The following is a 16,471-nucleotide window of genomic DNA, read 5'->3' as shown; positions in this document are numbered from 1 at the left end:
TTTTTGCATGGTGGCTGGTGCTACCGCTTTGCGTAAAGCATGGTTTTCAAGTCTTCGGCTACTCGTTGGGTGAAGGCCGCGCTGGCGGCCCGCTGCAGGTGGTTGCCGTCGGTGGTGGCGTAGGGTTGGGCGCTGTAATCGAGGTACGGCACCGTTTCGGCAAGCGCGGTTTGCCGCATAAGCTGGTCGAAACCCGGCTGATAGGTATTTTCCAGTTGGAGAAGCGCCGGGCCCACGGGCAGGCGCACCAGCACCACCCGGCCGTGCGGTTTCAGAAATGCAATGGTCTGGCGCAGGGCCACCATCCGGCCATCGGACGGGTGCTGCGTGGCGGCCAGCAGGCGGTAGTCCTGCAGCTTGCGGGCGGTGCGGGCTGCCACCTGGGCGCTGTCGGTGCCGATGTTTACTTCGAGCCAGCCGTCGGGGTGCAGGCGCTCGGTGGCGGTGGCGTAGTCGAGCAGCAGGCGGTAGAGCGGCTTGGTCTGGTAGCGCGTGAGGTAGGCCAGGTTGGGGTTCTGGCTGACCTGGTGCAGCTGGCCGATGAAAGACTGGTCTTCCGGAAACGCGCCTTCCGGCCCGCTGAGCGACAGCGACCACGGGTCTACCGCAATGATGAACAGGCCGTTGCGCACCTCCGGCCGCAGCTTGCGCCGGATGCTGGCCAGGTAGGCCGGGCCGTAGGGCGAGTGCGTGAGCGTGAAGGCATAGTTCAGCAGCGGCCCTTCGGGCTGCCCGCCCAGCTTGGCGGCAAGCACCGCCGGCTGAATGCCCTGCGCCGCCCGCGACGTCCCCAGAATCAGCGAGCCGGCCGGCGGGCTCGTGAAACGGCCGTAGAAGGCATCGACCCGGCCCCGCAACACCACCGGCCCCAGCAAAACCGCGCCCAGCAGCAGCGCGCCGCCCAGCAGCGCCAGCCGCCCCAGGAGCCTGTAAACCGCTTGTGAAACCGGGCTTTTCAAAACTGGAAATAGATAAAAGAGGTGCTGTTGAAAATGCCCAGGTAGAGAATCAGCAGCGCCAGGCCCACGTAGCCCATCCAGCGCGTGGCCACCGGCTGCGCGGCAATCCAAAGCTGCGGGCTGCGCTGGCTGCCGAAGTATTCCACCAGCAGCATGAGCCCCACGCCGAGGGCGGCCACGGCCAGCTCGGGGCGGTAGTGCTGCGAGAATTCCAGCAGCAGCGTATGCACACCACGGCTGTTCAGGTTTTGCCAGCCGCTTAGCAGGTGACTACTGATGAACACGGCGTCGCCCAGGGTATTGGCCCGAAAAAATATCCAAGCGTAGGCCACCAGCACGAAGGTGATGAGCACGCCCACCCCGCGCCGCAAGCCCGGCCGCGCCGCCAGGCCCGTGCGCTGCGCCAGCCACTCGCGCCCCGGCCGGGCCCAGGTGCTGACGACCAGATACAGCCCGTGCAGGCCGCCCCACACCAGAAACGTCCAGTTGGCCCCGTGCCAGAGGCCGCTGATGAGGAACACGGCCAGCAGGTTGCCATAGGCCCGGGCGGGAGCTACCCGGCTGCCGCCCAGCGGGATATACACGTAGTCCCGAAACCAGCCCGACAGCGACATGTGCCAGCGCCGCCAGAACTCCGGCACCGAAGCCGACTGGTAGGGCTGCCGGAAATTGAGGTTGAAATCGAAGCCCAGCACGCGGGCGGCGCCCCGGGCCAGGTCGGTATAGCCCGAGAAGTCGCCGTAAATCTGGAAGGTGAAGGCCAGCGTGGCCAACACCAGCAGGGGGCCTTCGGGGTGCTGGCGTGGGTTGTTGAAGACGGGATTGACGAGCAGGGCGAGGCGGTCGGCCACCACTACTTTCTTGAACAGGCCCCAGGCCATGAGGCGCAGGCCGCTCACGATGCGCGCATAATCGAACCGATGCTCGCGCCGAAACTGCGGCAGCATGTGCCCGCCGCGCTCAATGGGGCCCGCCACCAGTTGCGGGAAGAAGGCTACGAACAGCGCAAACCGCCCGAAATCCCGCTCCGCCTCCAGCCGGCCCTGGTACACGTCCACGATGTAGCCCACCGACTGAAACGTGTAGAACGACACGCCCACCGGCAGCAGCAGCCCGAAGGCCGGCACGGCCGCGTGCGGCAGGTGCAGCGCCCCGGCCAGCTGCAGGGCAGCATCCCGAAAGAAGTTGAAATACTTGAAGATGAACAGCGTGCCCAGGTTGCTGGCCAGGCTGAGGTAGAGCCAGGGCCGGCGCTGCTGCTTGGTGGGCAGCCGGCTCATGCGGTAGCCGCTGTAGTAGTCGAGCAGCGTGGTGGCCAGCAGCAGAATGGCGTAGGCCGCCCGCCAGCTCATGTAGAAGTAGTAGCTGGCCAGCAGCAGCAGCGGGTTGCGCCAGCGCGGCGGCAGGCCGTAATAGAGCCCGACGACTATCGGGAAAAAGACGAGGAAGTGAAGGGAATTGAATAGCATTCGCGGTGCGAAAGTAGGAACGCGCCACGGCGCGTTCAATCGTTGGGCCTAATGATTGAACGCGCCGTGGCCAACCCGCCCCGTTCGGTCTGGCGATTGAACGCGCCGTGGCGCGTTCCTACAGCGCGGGTACCTACTTTTGCAGTCCTGTTTTTGGCTTACCTCATTTCATGGCTCTCGACCTCAACCACAAGTCCATCCTCGTCACGGGTGGCACCGGCTCCTTCGGCAAGCAATTCGTCCGCACCGTTTTTGAAAAATTCCCGCAGGTGCGCCGCCTCGTGGTCTTCTCGCGCGACGAGCTGAAGCAGTACGAAATGAGCCAGGAATTCAGCCCGGCCAAATACCCGGCCATCCGCTATTTCATTGGCGATGTGCGCGATGAGCAGCGCCTGCACCGCGCCTGCGAAGGCATCGACATCGTGATTCACGCCGCCGCCCTCAAGCAGGTGCCCGCCGCCGAGTACAACCCGATGGAGTGCATCAAGACCAATATTTTCGGCGCCGAAAACGTCATCAACGCCGCCCTCGACTGCGGCGTGAAGGACGTGGTGGCCCTGAGTACCGATAAGGCCGCCGCGCCCATCAACCTCTACGGCGCCACCAAGCTGTGCTCGGATAAGCTCTTTGTGGCGGCCAACAACATGAAAGGCGGCCGCGACCTGCGCTTCTCGGTGGTGCGCTACGGCAACGTAATCGGCTCGCGGGGCTCGGTGGTGCCGTTTTTCCTGCAGCAGCGCCACACCGGTGTGCTGCCCATCACCCACCCCGACATGACGCGCTTCAACATCTCGCTCGAAGAAGGCGTGGACCTGGTGCTGTACGCGCTGGAGCACGCCTGGGGCGGCGAGATTTTCGTGCCGAAAATCCCGAGCTATAAAATCACGGAAGTGGCCCGCGCCATCGGGCCCGAGTGCGAGCAGAAAATCGTGGGCATCCGCCCCGGCGAGAAGCTGCACGAGGCCATGATTACCGAAACCGACGCCCTGAGCACCGTAGAGCTGGACCGCTACTACGTCATTCTGCCCTCGATGCCGACCTGGAACGTGGACAAGTTCATCGACACCTTCCACGGCAAGCGGGTGCCGCTGGGCTTCCAGTACGACTCGGCCAACAACCAGGAGTGGCTCGATGCGGAACAGATTCGCGAGGAAATCCGCCTGCACGTCGACCCCGATTTTGCGGTGTAATTAAATTGCCCGGCAATGCCTGACCCCGCCTTCCAGCCCACCCGCCCGATTCCCTACGGCCGCCAGAACATCACCGAGGCCGACGTGGCCGTCGTCACGGCCGCCCTGCACGCCGACTTTCTCACCCAGGGCCCCACGGTAGCCGAATTTGAAAAGCAGTTTGCCGCCTACATCGGCAGCCAGTACGCCGTGGCCGTGAGCAACGGCACGGCGGCCCTGCACCTCTGCGCGCTGGCGCTGAACGTGCAGCCCGGCCAGCGCGTCATCACTACGCCGCTCACCTTCTCGGCCTCGGCCAACTGCGTGCGCTACTGCGGCGGTGAGGTGCATTTCACCGATATCGACCCGGCCACGGGTTTGATTGATTTGCAGAAAGTGCGGGCTTTGCTCGAAGCTCATCCCAAAGGCCATTTCACGGGCCTGATTCCGGTGGATTTTGCCGGGCTGGCCGTGAACCTGGAGCAGGCCCGCCAGCTGGCCGACGAGTTCGGCCTCTGGATAATTGAGGACGCCTGCCACGCGCCCGGCGGCTTTTTCCTCGACTCGCAGGGCCGGGAGCAGCGCTGCGGCAACGGCAACTTCGCCGACCTGGCCATTTTCAGCTTCCACCCCGTGAAGCACATTGCCACCGGCGAAGGCGGCATGATTACCACCAACTCCGAGGCGCTGTTCCATCACCTGCTGCGCCTGCGCACCCACGGCATCACCCGCGACCCAGCCGACCTCATCCGCCAGCCCGACGGCGGCTGGTACATGGAAATGCAGGAGCTGGGCTACAACTACCGCCTGCCCGATTTCAACTGCGCCCTCGGCCTCAGCCAGCTCGCCCGCGCCGATGAGGGCCTGGCCCGCCGCCGCCAGCTGGCCGCGCAGTACGATGCCGCTTTCGCCCAAGTGCCGGGCCTCACGGTGCTGGCGCCCGGTGCGCCCGGCCACGCCTACCACCTCTACGTCATTCAAGTAGAAAATCGGCGGGAGCTGTACGACTTCCTGAAAACCAGGCAAATATTCGCGCAGGTACACTACATCCCGGTGCACCGCATGCCCTACTACGAAAGCCTCGGCTGGCGCGAAGGCGACTTCCCGCTGGCCGAAACCTACTACGCCCACTGCCTCAGCATCCCCATGTTCCCGACGCTCACCGACGAGGAGCAGGCCTACGTGGTGGCGTGCATCAATGAATTTTTGAGTGTTGAGGGCTGAATGTTGAGTTAGCAGGTACTTAACCAGAGAACCCGTGACTGAACCTTTCACTCAACACTCAACCCTCAACATTCAAAACTCCCAACCCTTGCAGCACACCCAACAAGAAGACTTCTGGTCCGGCGACTTTGGCCGCGAATACACCGACCGCAACTCGCGCCCACTCGACGAGTGGAATGAATTTTACCGCGACCTCTACGGCCACACCAAGCTGGAGATGAACGCCGAATTCCTCGGCGAGCTGCCCCGCGAGGCCCGGATTCTGGAAGTGGGCTGCAACACCGGCATGCAGCTGGTGGGCCTGCAGGCGGCCGGCTTCACCAGCCTGTATGGCATCGAGCTCCAGCAGTACGCCGTGGAGAAAGCCCGCGATTTCGTGCGCGGCGTGAACATCCTGCAGGGCAGCGGCTTCGACCTGCCCTTCAAGGACAACTACTTCGACGTGACCTGCACCAACGGCGTGCTCATCCACATTGCGCCCGACGACCTGCCGCGCATCATGGGCGAGATGGTACGCACCTCGCGCCGCTACATCATGGGCTACGAGTATTACGCCCCCGAAACCACGCCCATCAAGTACCGGGGCAACGAAGGCTTCCTCTGGAAAACCGATTTCGCCCAGGTGTTTCTGGACAACTTCCCCAACCTGCGGCTGGTGAAGCAGAAGCTCTACCCCTACATCAACGATGCGGAGCGCGGCAACCAGGACGTGATTTACCTGCTCGAAAAAGTTTCTTTCTAGAGCCGAGATATCAGAGCCAAGAACCAAGATATCAGAGCCAAGAGCCAAGATTGAGGCAATACGAATATTGAGTCCTTGGTCCTGATTTCTTGGTTCTTGGTTCTACTATCCTGGTTCTTGGCTCTAATATCCTGGCTCTCTCTTCTAAATTCTTGGCTCTTGGTTCTACTATCCTGCCTCTAATCACATGACAACTGCCGGCATCATTTCGCAGGTTCGCATGGGCAGCACCCGGCTGCCGAGCAAGGTGCTGCTGCCCGCCGCCGGCCGCCCGCTGCTCGACTACCACGTGGCCCGGGCCCGGCAAAGCGGCCTGCCCATCTACCTGGCCACCACCACCGAGCCGGCCGACGACGTGCTGGCCGCCTACGCCGAAGCCAACGGCATCCCCTACCACCGGGGCAGCGAGGCCGACGTGCTGGCCCGCTACTACGAGACGGCCCAAAAGTTTGGGCTCGACATTATTGTGCGCGTCACCTCCGACTGCCCGCTGGTGGACGGGCCGCTCATCGGGGCGGCCGTGGGGCGGTATCTGGACGAGGGCAACCCGCTGGTGTACCGCTCCAACTCCATCGTACGCACCTTCCCGCGCGGGCTGGACGTCGAGATTTTCTCGATGCAGATGCTGGCCGAAGCCTACCACAACGCCACGCTGCCCTACGAGCGCGAGCACGTCACGCCGTATATCAAAGCCAATCCGGCCACGGCGGGCCGCGTGATTTACCGCGACGAAGTGTGGCCCGGCGGCGACTTCAGCCGCTTCCGCATCACCCTGGACACGGCCGAGGACTACGCCGTGCTGAAAGCCCTGATTGAGCAGCACCACGCCCACGAGTTGGACGTGGCCGCCCTGCTGGCCCTGCTCGAAGCCCAGCCCGAAATCATGGCCCTGAACGCGCACATCGAGCAAAAGACGACATGAACCTGCCCGATACCCTGCGCCTGAACGAGTTCGGCTTCTACGAAATCAGGGACAAACCCACGCCGCAAGCGCTGAGCGACTACTACGCCAAGCGCTACTACCAGGAAAACCTGACCACCTATCAGCCCGCGTACCCGGCCGAGGAGTTGGAGCACATCGAGGGCAAGCTGCGGCTGCGGCACTGGGTGCTGGAGCAGCTGCGGGAGCGCGGCGGCTCCGGCTCGTTTCTGGACATCGGCAGCGGCGAGGGCTGGGCCCTGGACTACTTCCAGCGCCACGGCTGGGACGTGCTGGGGCTGGACTTCAGCAGCTTCAGCCTCGAAAAGTTTCATCCGCAGCTGCGGGAGCACCTGCGCACCGGCGACCTGTACGAGGGTGTGCAGCAGCTGGTAGCCGCTGGCCGGCAGTTCGACGTGCTGTGGCTCGACAATGTGCTCGAACACGTGCTGGAGCCGGCCGAGCTGCTGCGCCTTTGCCGGCAACTGATTAAGCCCGGCGGTGTGTTGGTGATAGACGTACCCAACGATTTTTCGGCCCTGCAGCAGCACCTGCTGGCCACCGGCCAGATTGACCGCACCTTCTGGGTGGTGCTGCCCGACCACCTCTCCTATTTCAACCCCACCGGGCTGCGCAACCTGGCGGAAGCCACCGGCTGGCACGTTGCAAAAGTCATTGGCGACCAGCCCATTGACCTGAATCTGCTCAACCCCGCCACCAACTACGTGATGGACCGCTCGGCGGGCAAGGGCGCCCACCAAAACCGGCTGGCGCAGGACAATTTTCTCATGCGTACGGCCCCGCTCCCGGCCGTGGCGGCCTACTACGAAGCCCTGGCCGGTGTTGGGCTGGGCCGCAGTATTGTTGCATTTTTGCAGCCGGGTTAATTAGTGGTTAATGATTAACGGTTAGTGGTTAGTGGTTAAGGATGAGCAGCTGGCTCCATTCCACCACATCAACGCCTTACATCAATCATTAACCACTAACCGTTAATCATTAATCACTCAATATGTCCCTTATTTCCGTGCTCAGCGGCGCCTCGGCACCGGAGCAGTCGCGCCGCGAAGGCTTCGCCCAGACGCTGCGCGAGTCGCCGATTCCGAACACCGAGCTGCTCAACAACCTGGGCCTGTACCTGAATCGGCAGACGCTTTCGCGCCTGCTGTTCTTCACCGAGCTCTACCAGCAAATCATTCCGGTGCACGGCGTGGCGATGGAATTCGGCGTGCGCTGGGGCCAGAACCTGGCGCTGATGCACGCGCTGCGCGGCATCTACGAGCCGTTCAACTACAACCGCAAAATCATCGGGTTCGACACCTTCGGCGGCTTCCCGTCGGTGGATGAGAAAGATGGCAAGCTGGTGAAGGAAGGCGACTATGGCGTGACCGAAAACTACCAGGAATATCTCACTCAAATTCTGGCTCTGCACGAGGCCGACAGTCCCATTCCGCACAAGCGCAAGTTTGAGCTGGTGGCCGGCGACGCCTCCGAAACCGTGCCCCGCTACCTGCGCGACCACCCCGAAACCGTCATCGCCTTCGCCTATTTCGATTTCGACATCTACGCCCCCACCAAGGCCTGCCTCGAAGCCATCCGGCCCCGCCTCACGAAAGGCGCCATCGTGGCCTTCGACGAGCTGAACTGCCCCGAGTTCCCCGGCGAGACGCTGGCGTTCGACGAGGTGTTCGGCGTGGCCAACTACGCCCTGCGCCGCAGCCCGCTCAACCCACTGATTTCTTATCTGGTGGTGTAGGAACGCGCCATGGCGCGTTCGGCGGCCGCAAATCATCCCCTCTTCCATTCAACGATTGAACGCGCCATGGCGCGTTCCTACCATGACCTACCGCCCTCTCCCGCCCACCGACTACCGCTACGAATCCTATCAACTCGTGCCCATCCGCTACGAGGACCGGGAGCCCATCCGCGCCTGGCGCAATGCCCAGCTGGAGGTGCTGCGGCAGGCCGCGCCGCTCACGGCGGAGCAGCAGGAGGCGTATTTTCAGCGGGTGGTGCTGCCGCTGTTTGAGCAGGAGCAGCCGGGGCAGCTGCTGTTTTCGCTGCTGCATGAGGGCGAGCTGATTGCCTACGGCGGGCTGGTGCATATTTCTTGGGCCGATAAGCGGGCCGAGGTTTCCTTCCTGGTGGAGCCCGGGCGGGCGGCCGATGCGGCCATCTACCGGCAGGATTTTCGGGCGCACCTGCGGCTGCTTGGGCAGGTGGCATTTGAGGGGCTGCAATTCAACCGTCTGTTCACCGAAACCTACGACATTCGCCCGGCCCACGTCGCCATTCTGGAAGAAGCGGGTTTTCGGCTCGAAGGCCGTTTGCGGCAGCACATCCAGCTTGCGCCGGGTACTTTTGCCGACTCACTGATGCACGGCCAGCTGGCCGCCGACTATGCCACAGCCTTTGGAACTGCCCTTTAAACGAATCTTTATCAGCGGCGCGGCCGGCGTCATCGGCCAGGAAATGGTGCGGCGGCTGGCGGCGCTCCCCGCCGATATTCAGGTGCTGGCCGGCGATTTGAAGCCGCGCCCGGCCGACTTTCCGGACCGGTTCCAGTACCGGCAGGGCGATTTGAACTTCCTCACCGAGCCGGAAATCGCGGCCTTCGCGCCCGATTTGTTTATTCACCTGGCCGCCACTTTCGAGCGGAGCACCGAAACCTACGGCTTCTGGGAGGAGAATTTCCGGCACAACGTGCAGCTCAGCCACCACCTCATGACGGTGCAGAAGGACCTGCCCAGCCTGCGCCGCGTGGTGTTCGCCAGCAGCTACCTCATCTACGACCCCGCCCTCTACACCTTCGCCGAAGTGCCGGCCCAGCCGCGCAGCCTGCGCGAAACCGACCCCATCCTGCCCCGCAACCTGACGGGCATGGCCAAGCTGGCCCACGAAATCGAGCTGCGCTTTCTCGACACCTTCCGGGCCGCGCAGTTCAGCACGGTGGCGCCGCGCATCTACCGCGGCTACGGGCGCAACGGGCGCGACATCACCTCGCGCTGGGTGCGCATGCTGCTGGCCGGCGAGGAAATCACGGTGTATGGGGCCGAGTCGTTTTTCGACTATCTCTACGCCGCCGATACCGCCGAGGGCCTGCTCCGCCTCGCCGCCGCCGAGGCCGTGACTGGCCTCGTGAACCTGGGCACCGGCCGCGCCCGCCGCGTGGCCGAGGTGGTGGACGTGCTCAGGCAAAACTTCCCGCAGATGCGAGCGAAGTACGTGGCGTCGGACATTCCCTTCGAAGCCTCGCAGGCCGACATGGCCCTGTGGAGCAGCCAGATAGATTGGCTGCCGCCCACCACGCTGGAAGTAGCCATTCCCGAAATCATCGCCTTCGAGCGGGCGCGGCAGGGCGCTGGGGCGGCCGCCGAAACAGCGGGGACGCAAGGCCCCGGCCACATCCTCATCAGCAGCGTCTCGGCCAAAGTGCCGCTGGTGCAGGCCGTGCAAAACGCCGCCCGGCGCTTTGGTCCCGGCCTGAAGGTGCTGGGCGGCGACCTCAACCCGCAGGCCCTGGCCTTTCACTACACCGACGGGCACTGGGTGATGCCGCTCACCATCGACGACCACCTGCCCGACATCATCCGCCACTGCCAGGCCGAGAACATCACGCGCATCATTCCCACCCGCGATGGGGAGCTGGCTTTCTGGGCCCGCCACCGCGCCACGCTGGCGCAGGCTGGCATTGCGGTGCTGGTGAGCGAGCCCGCCGCCGTGCACCGCTGCCTCGACAAAGTGGAGTTTGCCACCTTTGGCCGGCTGGCCGCGCTGCCCGTTATCCCCACCAGCCTGCGCCTCGATGCCCTGGCCACCGACCGCGAGCCGCTGCCCGCAAATGCCGCTTTCGTGGTGAAGGAGCGCTACGGCGCCGGCTCGCTCAGCCTGGGCCTCAACCTGCCCGAAGCCGCCGCCCTGGCGCATTCCTACGAGCTGCAGGAGCCTGTTTTTCAGCGTTTCATCCAGGGCCCGGAAATCAGCGTGGATGGCTACGTGGACCGCGCCGGCCGGGTGCACGGCCAGGTGGCCCGCACCCGCGACCTGGTGGTGCGCGGTGAGTCGCAGATTACCACCACCCTCGACGTGCCCGACGTGCTGGCGCGCCTGACGCCCGCCATCGAGAAGCTGGGCCTGTACGGGCCATTCGTGCTGCAGGCCATCCTTAGCGAAGACGGCGGCCTGCACATCATCGAGTGCAACTGCCGCTTCGGCGGGGCCTCCACGCTGGGCATCGCGGCGGGCGTCGATTCGTTTTTCTGGTTTCTGCAGGAAGCTGCCGGGGCCGAGTTGCGCCAGTTTCCGTTCCGGCCGGCACCGGGCCGGCTGCGCCAGATTCGGGCCGCCGCCGATGTGGTGGTGCCGGCGTAGAGACGCATATTTGCGTCTCGTCGTCAGGCCGTCAGGCCGAGCGCAGCCGAGGCATCTCGCTCGCTTCGTTGCATTTGGCATGGATTACTGCTACACGCGAGATGCCTCGGCTCCGCTCGGCCTGACGGCCTTTTTGCACCTTCTTCGTACGCTTTATGCCCGTCCTCGTTTTCGACCTTGATGATACGCTCTACCCCGAGCTGAGCTACGTGCACAGCGGCTTTCGGGCCGTGGCGGCCATGCTGAGCCCGCTGCTGGGCGTGCCGGCCGGGGCGCTGGCGGCGGGCATGGCGGCCGAGGAAGCCGCGCACGGCCGGGGCCAGGTTTTCGATAACGTGCTGCGCCAGCACCACCGCTGGAGCAAAGCGCTGGTGGCGGCCTGCCTGCGCGCCTACCGCCAGCACCGCCCGGAACTGGCCTTGTATCCGGATGCCGAGCGGGCCCTCACCCGCTTCGCCGACTGGCCGCTGTACATCGTAACCGACGGCCACAAGGAAGTGCAGGCCCGCAAAGTAGCCGCCCTGCACCTCGCCGGCCGCGTGCGCCACGCCTACCTCACCAACCGCTACGGCCGCCACCGCGCCAAGCCCGACCCGCACGTTTTCCAGCTCATTTGCCGCCGCGAGGGTGTGGCACCGGAGGAAGTAACGTATGTGGGCGACAACGTGAAGAAGGATTTCGTGGGCATTAAGCCACTGGGCTTTAAGACGGTGCGCATTCTGCGGGGCAACTACGCGCACTACGAGGCCGATGCCGCGCACGAGGCCGACCGCAGCATTCACACGCTGGATGAATTGTAGCGTGGAGTTTGTAACCTCGCTCTGCATGTCCCCGCCGTTGCCGGCTACCTAAGGCTTATGATTGAGGCGTATGTTTAATGTACCGTTTCGCTGAACGGTAATGGCTACTACCTTTCTGCATGAAATCGCCCGTTGTTCTTTTTGTGGTCAGCTTGCTCACTTTGGTCTACGTGGTATTCCGGATAGTCAGCGTGCGCCCGCGAGCAATTCCTACCTCCGATGTGGCGCTTATCCAGTTTGCCGTTCATCGCTGCTGGGGCTGTGGAGTTGACGGGCCTACGTACGCGATTGACACTGCCTTTCGCAACTTTGGCCCTACTAGGGTACGAGCACACGCGGAACGCAAACGTCTCGTTCACGGGGCCCTCACTCGCAACCCCCGCGCGGCCTTTATTGCCCAGGTCGCCGTGACACCGTTAGTAACCCCAAACGCCTCCCCCGACGTCCTAGCCCTGCAGCGGCAACTAGCCAGAGCCAATGGAGACACCACACCCGTGTTCTCCCTCACGTTTTCGGTCCCTGCTACGTTGGCGGATGGAACAAGATGCTACTATGTAGAAAAACGACGGTGGGACCATCGCTGGGGGAGCGGCGACATTTACGTGCTAAGAAAAGGGGCTGTGGTCTCGGTAGTGGACGTTTGGGTAAATTAACCCTCCTTTCCTTAAACCCCAACCTTAAACAGCCGGCCATTTCCGTGAGGGCTTAGAACTGGCTACCACCGCGTGTAGGGAGTTTATAAAAACTCGTCTACGAATGAAAGTTTATGAAACTCGCCGAGGGGCTGAGTACCGTAAACGCTGAACGTTTGCGCTAATCGTTCCCCTTGCGCTGGTACAACTTGGCAACATACTTCTGGGAAGCTTCCGTCCACAAAGGGCAATGCGTAATTGTCAGGCCTTGCCTGCGGCGAGGCGTACCTTTGCGCTTCCGTTTCGCACCCCTCAACCCATGACCGAAATCACCATCGGCGGCCGTCTGGTTGGCCCCGCCCACAAGCCGTTTATCATTGCCGAAATGTCCGGCAACCACAACCAGAGCCTGGCGCGGGCGCTGGCCCTGGTGGATGCCGCCGCCGCCGCCGGCGTCGATGCCCTGAAGCTGCAGACCTATACCGCCGACACCATCACGATGGACACCGGCTTTGCCATCGACGAGGAAGGCCAGTCGCTGTGGGAGGGCAAGAACCTGTACAAGCTCTACGAGGAGGCCCACACGCCGTGGGAGTGGCACGCCGAGCTGTTTGCCCGCGCCCGGCAGCACGGCATGCTGGCCTTCAGCTCGCCGTTTGACGAGACGGCGGTGGATTTTCTGGAAACGCTGGATGTGCCGGCCTACAAAATTGCCTCCTTCGAAAACGCCCACTGGCCGCTGCTGCGCAAGGTAGCCGCCACCGGCAAACCGGTGATTGTGAGCACCGGCGCCGCCACCCTGGCCGAGATTGACGACGCCGTGCGGGTGCTGCGCGAAGCCGGCTGCCGCGAGCTGGTGCTGCTGAAGTGCACCAGCACCTACCCCGCCTCGCCGGCCAACACCAACCTGCGCACCATCCCGGTGCTGGCCGAAACCTTCGGCTGCCCCATCGGCCTGAGCGACCACACCATGGGCGTGGGCGCGAGCGTGGCCGCCGTGGCCCTGGGCGCCTGCGTCATCGAGAAGCACTTCACCACCAGCCGCGCCGAGGGCGGCGTGGACTCGGCCTTCTCGCTGGAACCGCACGAGTTGAAAATGCTGGTGGAGGAAACCGAGCGCGCCCACCAGGCCCTGGGCACGGTGCAGCTCTGCATCCAGACCGGCGAGGAGAAAAGCCGGCTCTATAAGCGCAGCATCTACGTGGCCAAGCCCATTGCGGCCGGCGAGGAATTCACCCCCGATAACCTGAAAATCATTCGACCCGGCGACGGCCTGTGGCCGCGCCATTGGGAGATGGTGCTGGGCCGCAAGGCCGTGAAGGACCTCAAGCCCGGCACGCCGCTGACCTGGGAAGCCTTGTAGCACATGCTTTAGCTTGTGCGGCATTGCACGGCAGGCAGACCAATTTCCTCCATAAAGCACTTCCCATGCACAAGCTAAAGCATGTGCTACTGCCGCTTATCCCGCGCCTGCGCGATATTCTGCAGCTGCGCTTCACGGCCATATTCGCGGCGCTGCCGGCGGCGGCCCTGGCCGATATTTCGCCGGCCAACCCGCTGAAGCGGCTGGTGCGGGTGCTGGGCTACGCGGGCCTGCGGCTGGTGGGCAACGTCTTCCAGCCCATCCGAAACCGGGAGGAGCTGCGCGGCAAGGTGTGGCTCTACGTGGTGAGCGCCAACAACTACGACGCGCTGGAATTCATCCAAAAGGTGCGGGCCGATGCGGTGCTGGTGGCGGGGCAGGCGAAGAACATCGGGCGCTACAACGCGGTGGTGAACCGGCTTTCGCTGCGGCGCAAGGGGCTGTATTATTGGCAATTCCCGCTGGCCTTTTTCGGCTTGCTGAAAACGGACGGCCGCCGGGCCTGGCGGTTTTTCGACTTCATCTTCTACGCCATCGGCTACTACGAGGTGTACCGGCGGGCGCTGCGCCACTACCGCCCGCGCGCCGTGGTGTTCTCCAACGACCACAACGACGACACCCGCTCCCTGCTGCTGGCCTGCCGCGCCGAGGGCGTGCCCACCGCCTACGTGCAGCACGCCAGCGTGAGCGCCAACTTCCCGCCCCTGAGCTTCGACCTAAACCTGCTCGAAGGCCAGGACGCGCTGGACAAGTACCGCCTTTGCGGCCCCGTGCAGGGCGCGGTGGAGCTGGTGGGCATGCCCAAGGCCGATGCCTACCTCGGCCAGAAAAACACCGCGCCGGCCGTGCGCCGGGTAGGCATTGCCTGCAACATTCACGACCCCCTGCCGGCCCTGACCGATACGCTGGTGTACCTGCTGCGCGAGCTGCCGGACCTCACCTTCACGCTGCGCCCGCACCCCAGCGACGGGCGCGACTTCGAGCCGCTGCGCCGGCTCCTGCCGGCCCTGCAGTGGTCGAGCGCCCGGCAGGAGAACGTGTTTGACTTCCTGCTCCGGCAGGATGCGCTGGTGGCGGCCGATACCTCCACCCACCTCGAAGCCACGCTGCTGAACGTGGCCAGCATCTACTTCCGCTTCGGCACCTTTGCGCTCACCAACGACTATTATGGCTACGCCGGCCGGGGCCTCGTGGAGCGGGCCGACTCGCCCGCCGAGCTGGCGGCGGCGTTGCGGCGCTACGCCCAACACAAGCCGGCCGACCTCTACCGGCGGGCGGCTTATTACAACGCCACGCTGGGCACGCCTGCTGAAGGCCACAGCCAGACCCGCACCGCCACGCTCTTAAACGAGTGGCTGAACAAGATTGCGCCAACCACCTGATTTTCCAATACTTTTACCACAATGTCCATTGCACCCGATGCCTCTGCGCTGCCGCCGCTAAGTGCCGTTTCGGTTACGGCCGAAATGCGGCTGGCGTATGTGTTGCGGCATTTCCGGCTGGCTTACCCTGCTGCGCCCAGCGTGGCCATTGGCTACACGGGCAGTCGGCCAGCCATCACGGTGGCGGACGGTGCCGACGGTTTTTTCGAGCAAAATACGCCCTACCCTCCCGCGCCGAGCTACCGCGACTGGACCGGGCAGCGCATCCCCTTTTTCTTCGACGGCCGGCCCGAAGCACCGCTGCTGGAACGGAGCGCGGGCCGGGTTACCATCAACGCTGACATCATCTCGGCGGCCTTTTACCTGCTCAGCGGCTGGCAGGAATATTTCTCCGACGAGCGGGACTGGCACGGCCGCTTTCCCTACGATGCGAGCGTGCAAAAGCAGTACGGCTTCGTGGCGCTGCCGGTAGTCAACTACTACTTTGACGTGCTGAAAACGGCCGTGGAGCACGTCACCGGCCAGCCTTTGGAGCCGCACCGCTGGCCCGGCAATGCGCCCTTTGCCGCCTTCATCAGCCACGACATCGATACGCTCTACGGTGCCTGGAAAGCGCCGGCTAAAGCGACTCTGAAGCAAGGAAATATCCTGGGGTTCGGCAGGCTGCTGTGGCGGCATCTGACCAGTCCCGACGCCTGGAACAACCTGGAAACCGTAGCTGCCGCCACGGCAGCGTTCGGGGGCGCTTCCACGTTTTTCATTCTTCCCGAATTTCGGCCCGGAGGCAATGGCACGCCCAATGCGGACTACCGCCTCTCGCCCGCGCTACGAAATCGGCTTGGGCGGCTCGGCCAGAAAGGCTGTGAAATCAGCGTGCACGGCAGTATTGGCACGGCTACCGACTCGCACCAACTGGACCGCGAGGTATTCCGGCTCCAGCCCACTTTCAGCGGGCTGCGGTTTCACTACCTGTATTGGGAGCCCCGCCTCACTCCGGCCTTGGTGGATGCGACCAATTGCTTTGCCTACGACTCGACGCTGGGCTTTGCTGAGCATTTTGGCTTTCGGAATTCGTACAGCCACCATTTCTATCCGTTCAATTTCGCCACCGGCCGCGCGTGTGAGTTCCTGGAAATTCCGCTCAACGTGATGGATGCCACGCTGCACCATCCCAATTACTTACATCTGCAAGCCAATGAAATTTTGCCCGCGCTTCAGCCCATGTTTGCCGAGATTGAGCGGTTTGGCGGCGTGGCCTCCGTGCTGTGGCACAACGACCACTTCGACCCGGCCAACACCTTTACCGGCCCCCGGCAGTTTGCCGAAATCATGGCCTATCTGCAGCAGCGCGGGGCGGCATTTCTCACCGGAAGCCAGATTGTAGCCGAACTTTGAAGCGCGTAGCACGAGCGGAAGCCAGTGTTGCGCATTTACTCATTTACCA

At 63.7% G+C, this 16,471-nt stretch carries 14 protein-coding genes; 12 read left to right on the top strand and 2 right to left on the bottom strand.

The genetic code is table 11. From position 1 onward, the window contains the following. Positions 1 to 20: 20 nt before the first annotated feature. The gene (locus ACYVHT_RS08595) at positions 21 to 959 is read right to left on the bottom strand and encodes a hypothetical protein (protein WP_460550056.1); all 939 of its coding nucleotides are present in this window, start codon (positions 957 to 959) and stop codon (positions 21 to 23) included. Beyond that, positions 956 to 2,428 (bottom strand): MBOAT family O-acyltransferase, encoded by a 1,473-nt coding sequence (locus ACYVHT_RS08590; RefSeq protein ID WP_460550054.1) that lies wholly within the window; start codon positions 2,426 to 2,428, stop codon positions 956 to 958. The genes ACYVHT_RS08595 and ACYVHT_RS08590 overlap by 4 nt, the downstream gene beginning before the upstream one ends. Before the next feature lie 170 nt (positions 2,429 to 2,598). Here ACYVHT_RS08590 and pseB point away from each other — a divergent pair, with 170 nt between their 5' ends. From pseB to ACYVHT_RS08530, 12 genes are all read left to right on the top strand, one after another. Beyond that, a complete protein-coding gene (gene pseB / locus ACYVHT_RS08585) occupies positions 2,599 to 3,618 on the top strand; it encodes a UDP-N-acetylglucosamine 4,6-dehydratase (inverting) (protein ID WP_460550052.1) in 1,020 nt (339 codons plus the stop codon). Between the two features lie 15 nt (positions 3,619 to 3,633). Next, on the top strand, positions 3,634 to 4,821 hold the full coding sequence (pseC, locus tag ACYVHT_RS08580; protein WP_460550050.1) for a PLP-dependent aminotransferase family protein: 1,188 nt from the start codon (positions 3,634 to 3,636) through the stop codon (positions 4,819 to 4,821). An 88-nt stretch (positions 4,822 to 4,909) separates the two neighbouring features. After that, complete coding sequence (locus ACYVHT_RS08575) at positions 4,910 to 5,563, top strand: class I SAM-dependent methyltransferase (protein WP_460550048.1); 654 nt, start codon at positions 4,910 to 4,912, stop codon at positions 5,561 to 5,563. A 187-nt stretch (positions 5,564 to 5,750) separates the two neighbouring features. Further along, complete coding sequence (locus ACYVHT_RS08570) at positions 5,751 to 6,485, top strand: cytidylyltransferase domain-containing protein (protein ID WP_460550046.1); 735 nt, start codon at positions 5,751 to 5,753, stop codon at positions 6,483 to 6,485. Next, complete coding sequence (locus ACYVHT_RS08565) at positions 6,482 to 7,369, top strand: class I SAM-dependent methyltransferase (RefSeq protein WP_460550044.1); 888 nt, start codon at positions 6,482 to 6,484, stop codon at positions 7,367 to 7,369. The genes ACYVHT_RS08570 and ACYVHT_RS08565 overlap by 4 nt, the downstream gene beginning before the upstream one ends. A 122-nt stretch (positions 7,370 to 7,491) precedes the next feature. Next, positions 7,492 to 8,235: a class I SAM-dependent methyltransferase gene (locus ACYVHT_RS08560; RefSeq protein WP_460550042.1), complete on the top strand. Its 744-nt coding sequence runs from the start codon at positions 7,492 to 7,494 to the stop codon at positions 8,233 to 8,235. A gap of 82 nt (positions 8,236 to 8,317) precedes the next feature. Beyond that, positions 8,318 to 8,908 carry a GNAT family N-acetyltransferase gene (locus tag ACYVHT_RS08555; protein ID WP_460550040.1) on the top strand — a complete coding sequence of 197 codons (591 nt, stop codon included), beginning with the start codon at positions 8,318 to 8,320 and terminating at the stop codon, positions 8,906 to 8,908. Next, positions 8,892 to 10,850 carry an NAD-dependent epimerase/dehydratase family protein gene (locus tag ACYVHT_RS08550; RefSeq protein ID WP_460550038.1) on the top strand — a complete coding sequence of 653 codons (1,959 nt, stop codon included), beginning with the start codon at positions 8,892 to 8,894 and terminating at the stop codon, positions 10,848 to 10,850. The genes ACYVHT_RS08555 and ACYVHT_RS08550 overlap by 17 nt, the downstream gene beginning before the upstream one ends. Before the next feature lie 155 nt (positions 10,851 to 11,005). After that, positions 11,006 to 11,650, top strand: coding sequence for an HAD family hydrolase (locus ACYVHT_RS08545; RefSeq protein ID WP_460550036.1), 645 nt, complete (start codon positions 11,006 to 11,008; stop codon positions 11,648 to 11,650). 951 nt (positions 11,651 to 12,601) lie between these two features. Next, a complete protein-coding gene (pseI, locus tag ACYVHT_RS08540; RefSeq protein ID WP_460550034.1) occupies positions 12,602 to 13,645 on the top strand; it encodes an N-acetylneuraminate synthase family protein in 1,044 nt (347 codons plus the stop codon). A 65-nt stretch (positions 13,646 to 13,710) separates the two neighbouring features. Beyond that, the gene (locus ACYVHT_RS08535; protein ID WP_460550032.1) at positions 13,711 to 15,027 is read left to right on the top strand and encodes a glycosyltransferase family protein; all 1,317 of its coding nucleotides are present in this window, start codon (positions 13,711 to 13,713) and stop codon (positions 15,025 to 15,027) included. A 21-nt stretch (positions 15,028 to 15,048) separates the two neighbouring features. Next, positions 15,049 to 16,422, top strand: coding sequence for a polysaccharide deacetylase family protein (locus ACYVHT_RS08530; protein ID WP_460550030.1), 1,374 nt, complete (start codon positions 15,049 to 15,051; stop codon positions 16,420 to 16,422). Positions 16,423 to 16,471 lie beyond the last annotated feature (49 nt).

The organism is Hymenobacter daeguensis (assembly GCF_054780555.1).
This window is presented reverse-complemented; position numbering and strand designations above follow the sequence as displayed.

Bases quoted from the DNA above. Each gene is read 5' to 3' on its own strand.
- ACYVHT_RS08560 (WP_460550042.1), top strand. From the start codon at position 7,492: ATGTCCCTTATTTCCGTGCTCAGCGGCGCCTCGGCACCGGAGCAGTCG.
- ACYVHT_RS08535 (WP_460550032.1), top strand. From the start codon at position 13,711: ATGCACAAGCTAAAGCATGTGCTACTGCCGCTTATCCCGCGCCTGCGC.
- pseB (WP_460550052.1), top strand. From the start codon at position 2,599: ATGGCTCTCGACCTCAACCACAAGTCCATCCTCGTCACGGGTGGCACC.
- ACYVHT_RS08570 (WP_460550046.1), top strand. From the start codon at position 5,751: ATGACAACTGCCGGCATCATTTCGCAGGTTCGCATGGGCAGCACCCGG.
- ACYVHT_RS08590 (WP_460550054.1), bottom strand. From the start codon at position 2,428: ATGCTATTCAATTCCCTTCACTTCCTCGTCTTTTTCCCGATAGTCGTC.
- ACYVHT_RS08565 (WP_460550044.1), top strand. From the start codon at position 6,482: ATGAACCTGCCCGATACCCTGCGCCTGAACGAGTTCGGCTTCTACGAA.
- pseI (WP_460550034.1), top strand. From the start codon at position 12,602: ATGACCGAAATCACCATCGGCGGCCGTCTGGTTGGCCCCGCCCACAAG.
- pseC (WP_460550050.1), top strand. From the start codon at position 3,634: ATGCCTGACCCCGCCTTCCAGCCCACCCGCCCGATTCCCTACGGCCGC.
- ACYVHT_RS08555 (WP_460550040.1), top strand. From the start codon at position 8,318: ATGACCTACCGCCCTCTCCCGCCCACCGACTACCGCTACGAATCCTAT.
- ACYVHT_RS08545 (WP_460550036.1), top strand. From the start codon at position 11,006: ATGCCCGTCCTCGTTTTCGACCTTGATGATACGCTCTACCCCGAGCTG.
- ACYVHT_RS08530 (WP_460550030.1), top strand. From the start codon at position 15,049: ATGTCCATTGCACCCGATGCCTCTGCGCTGCCGCCGCTAAGTGCCGTT.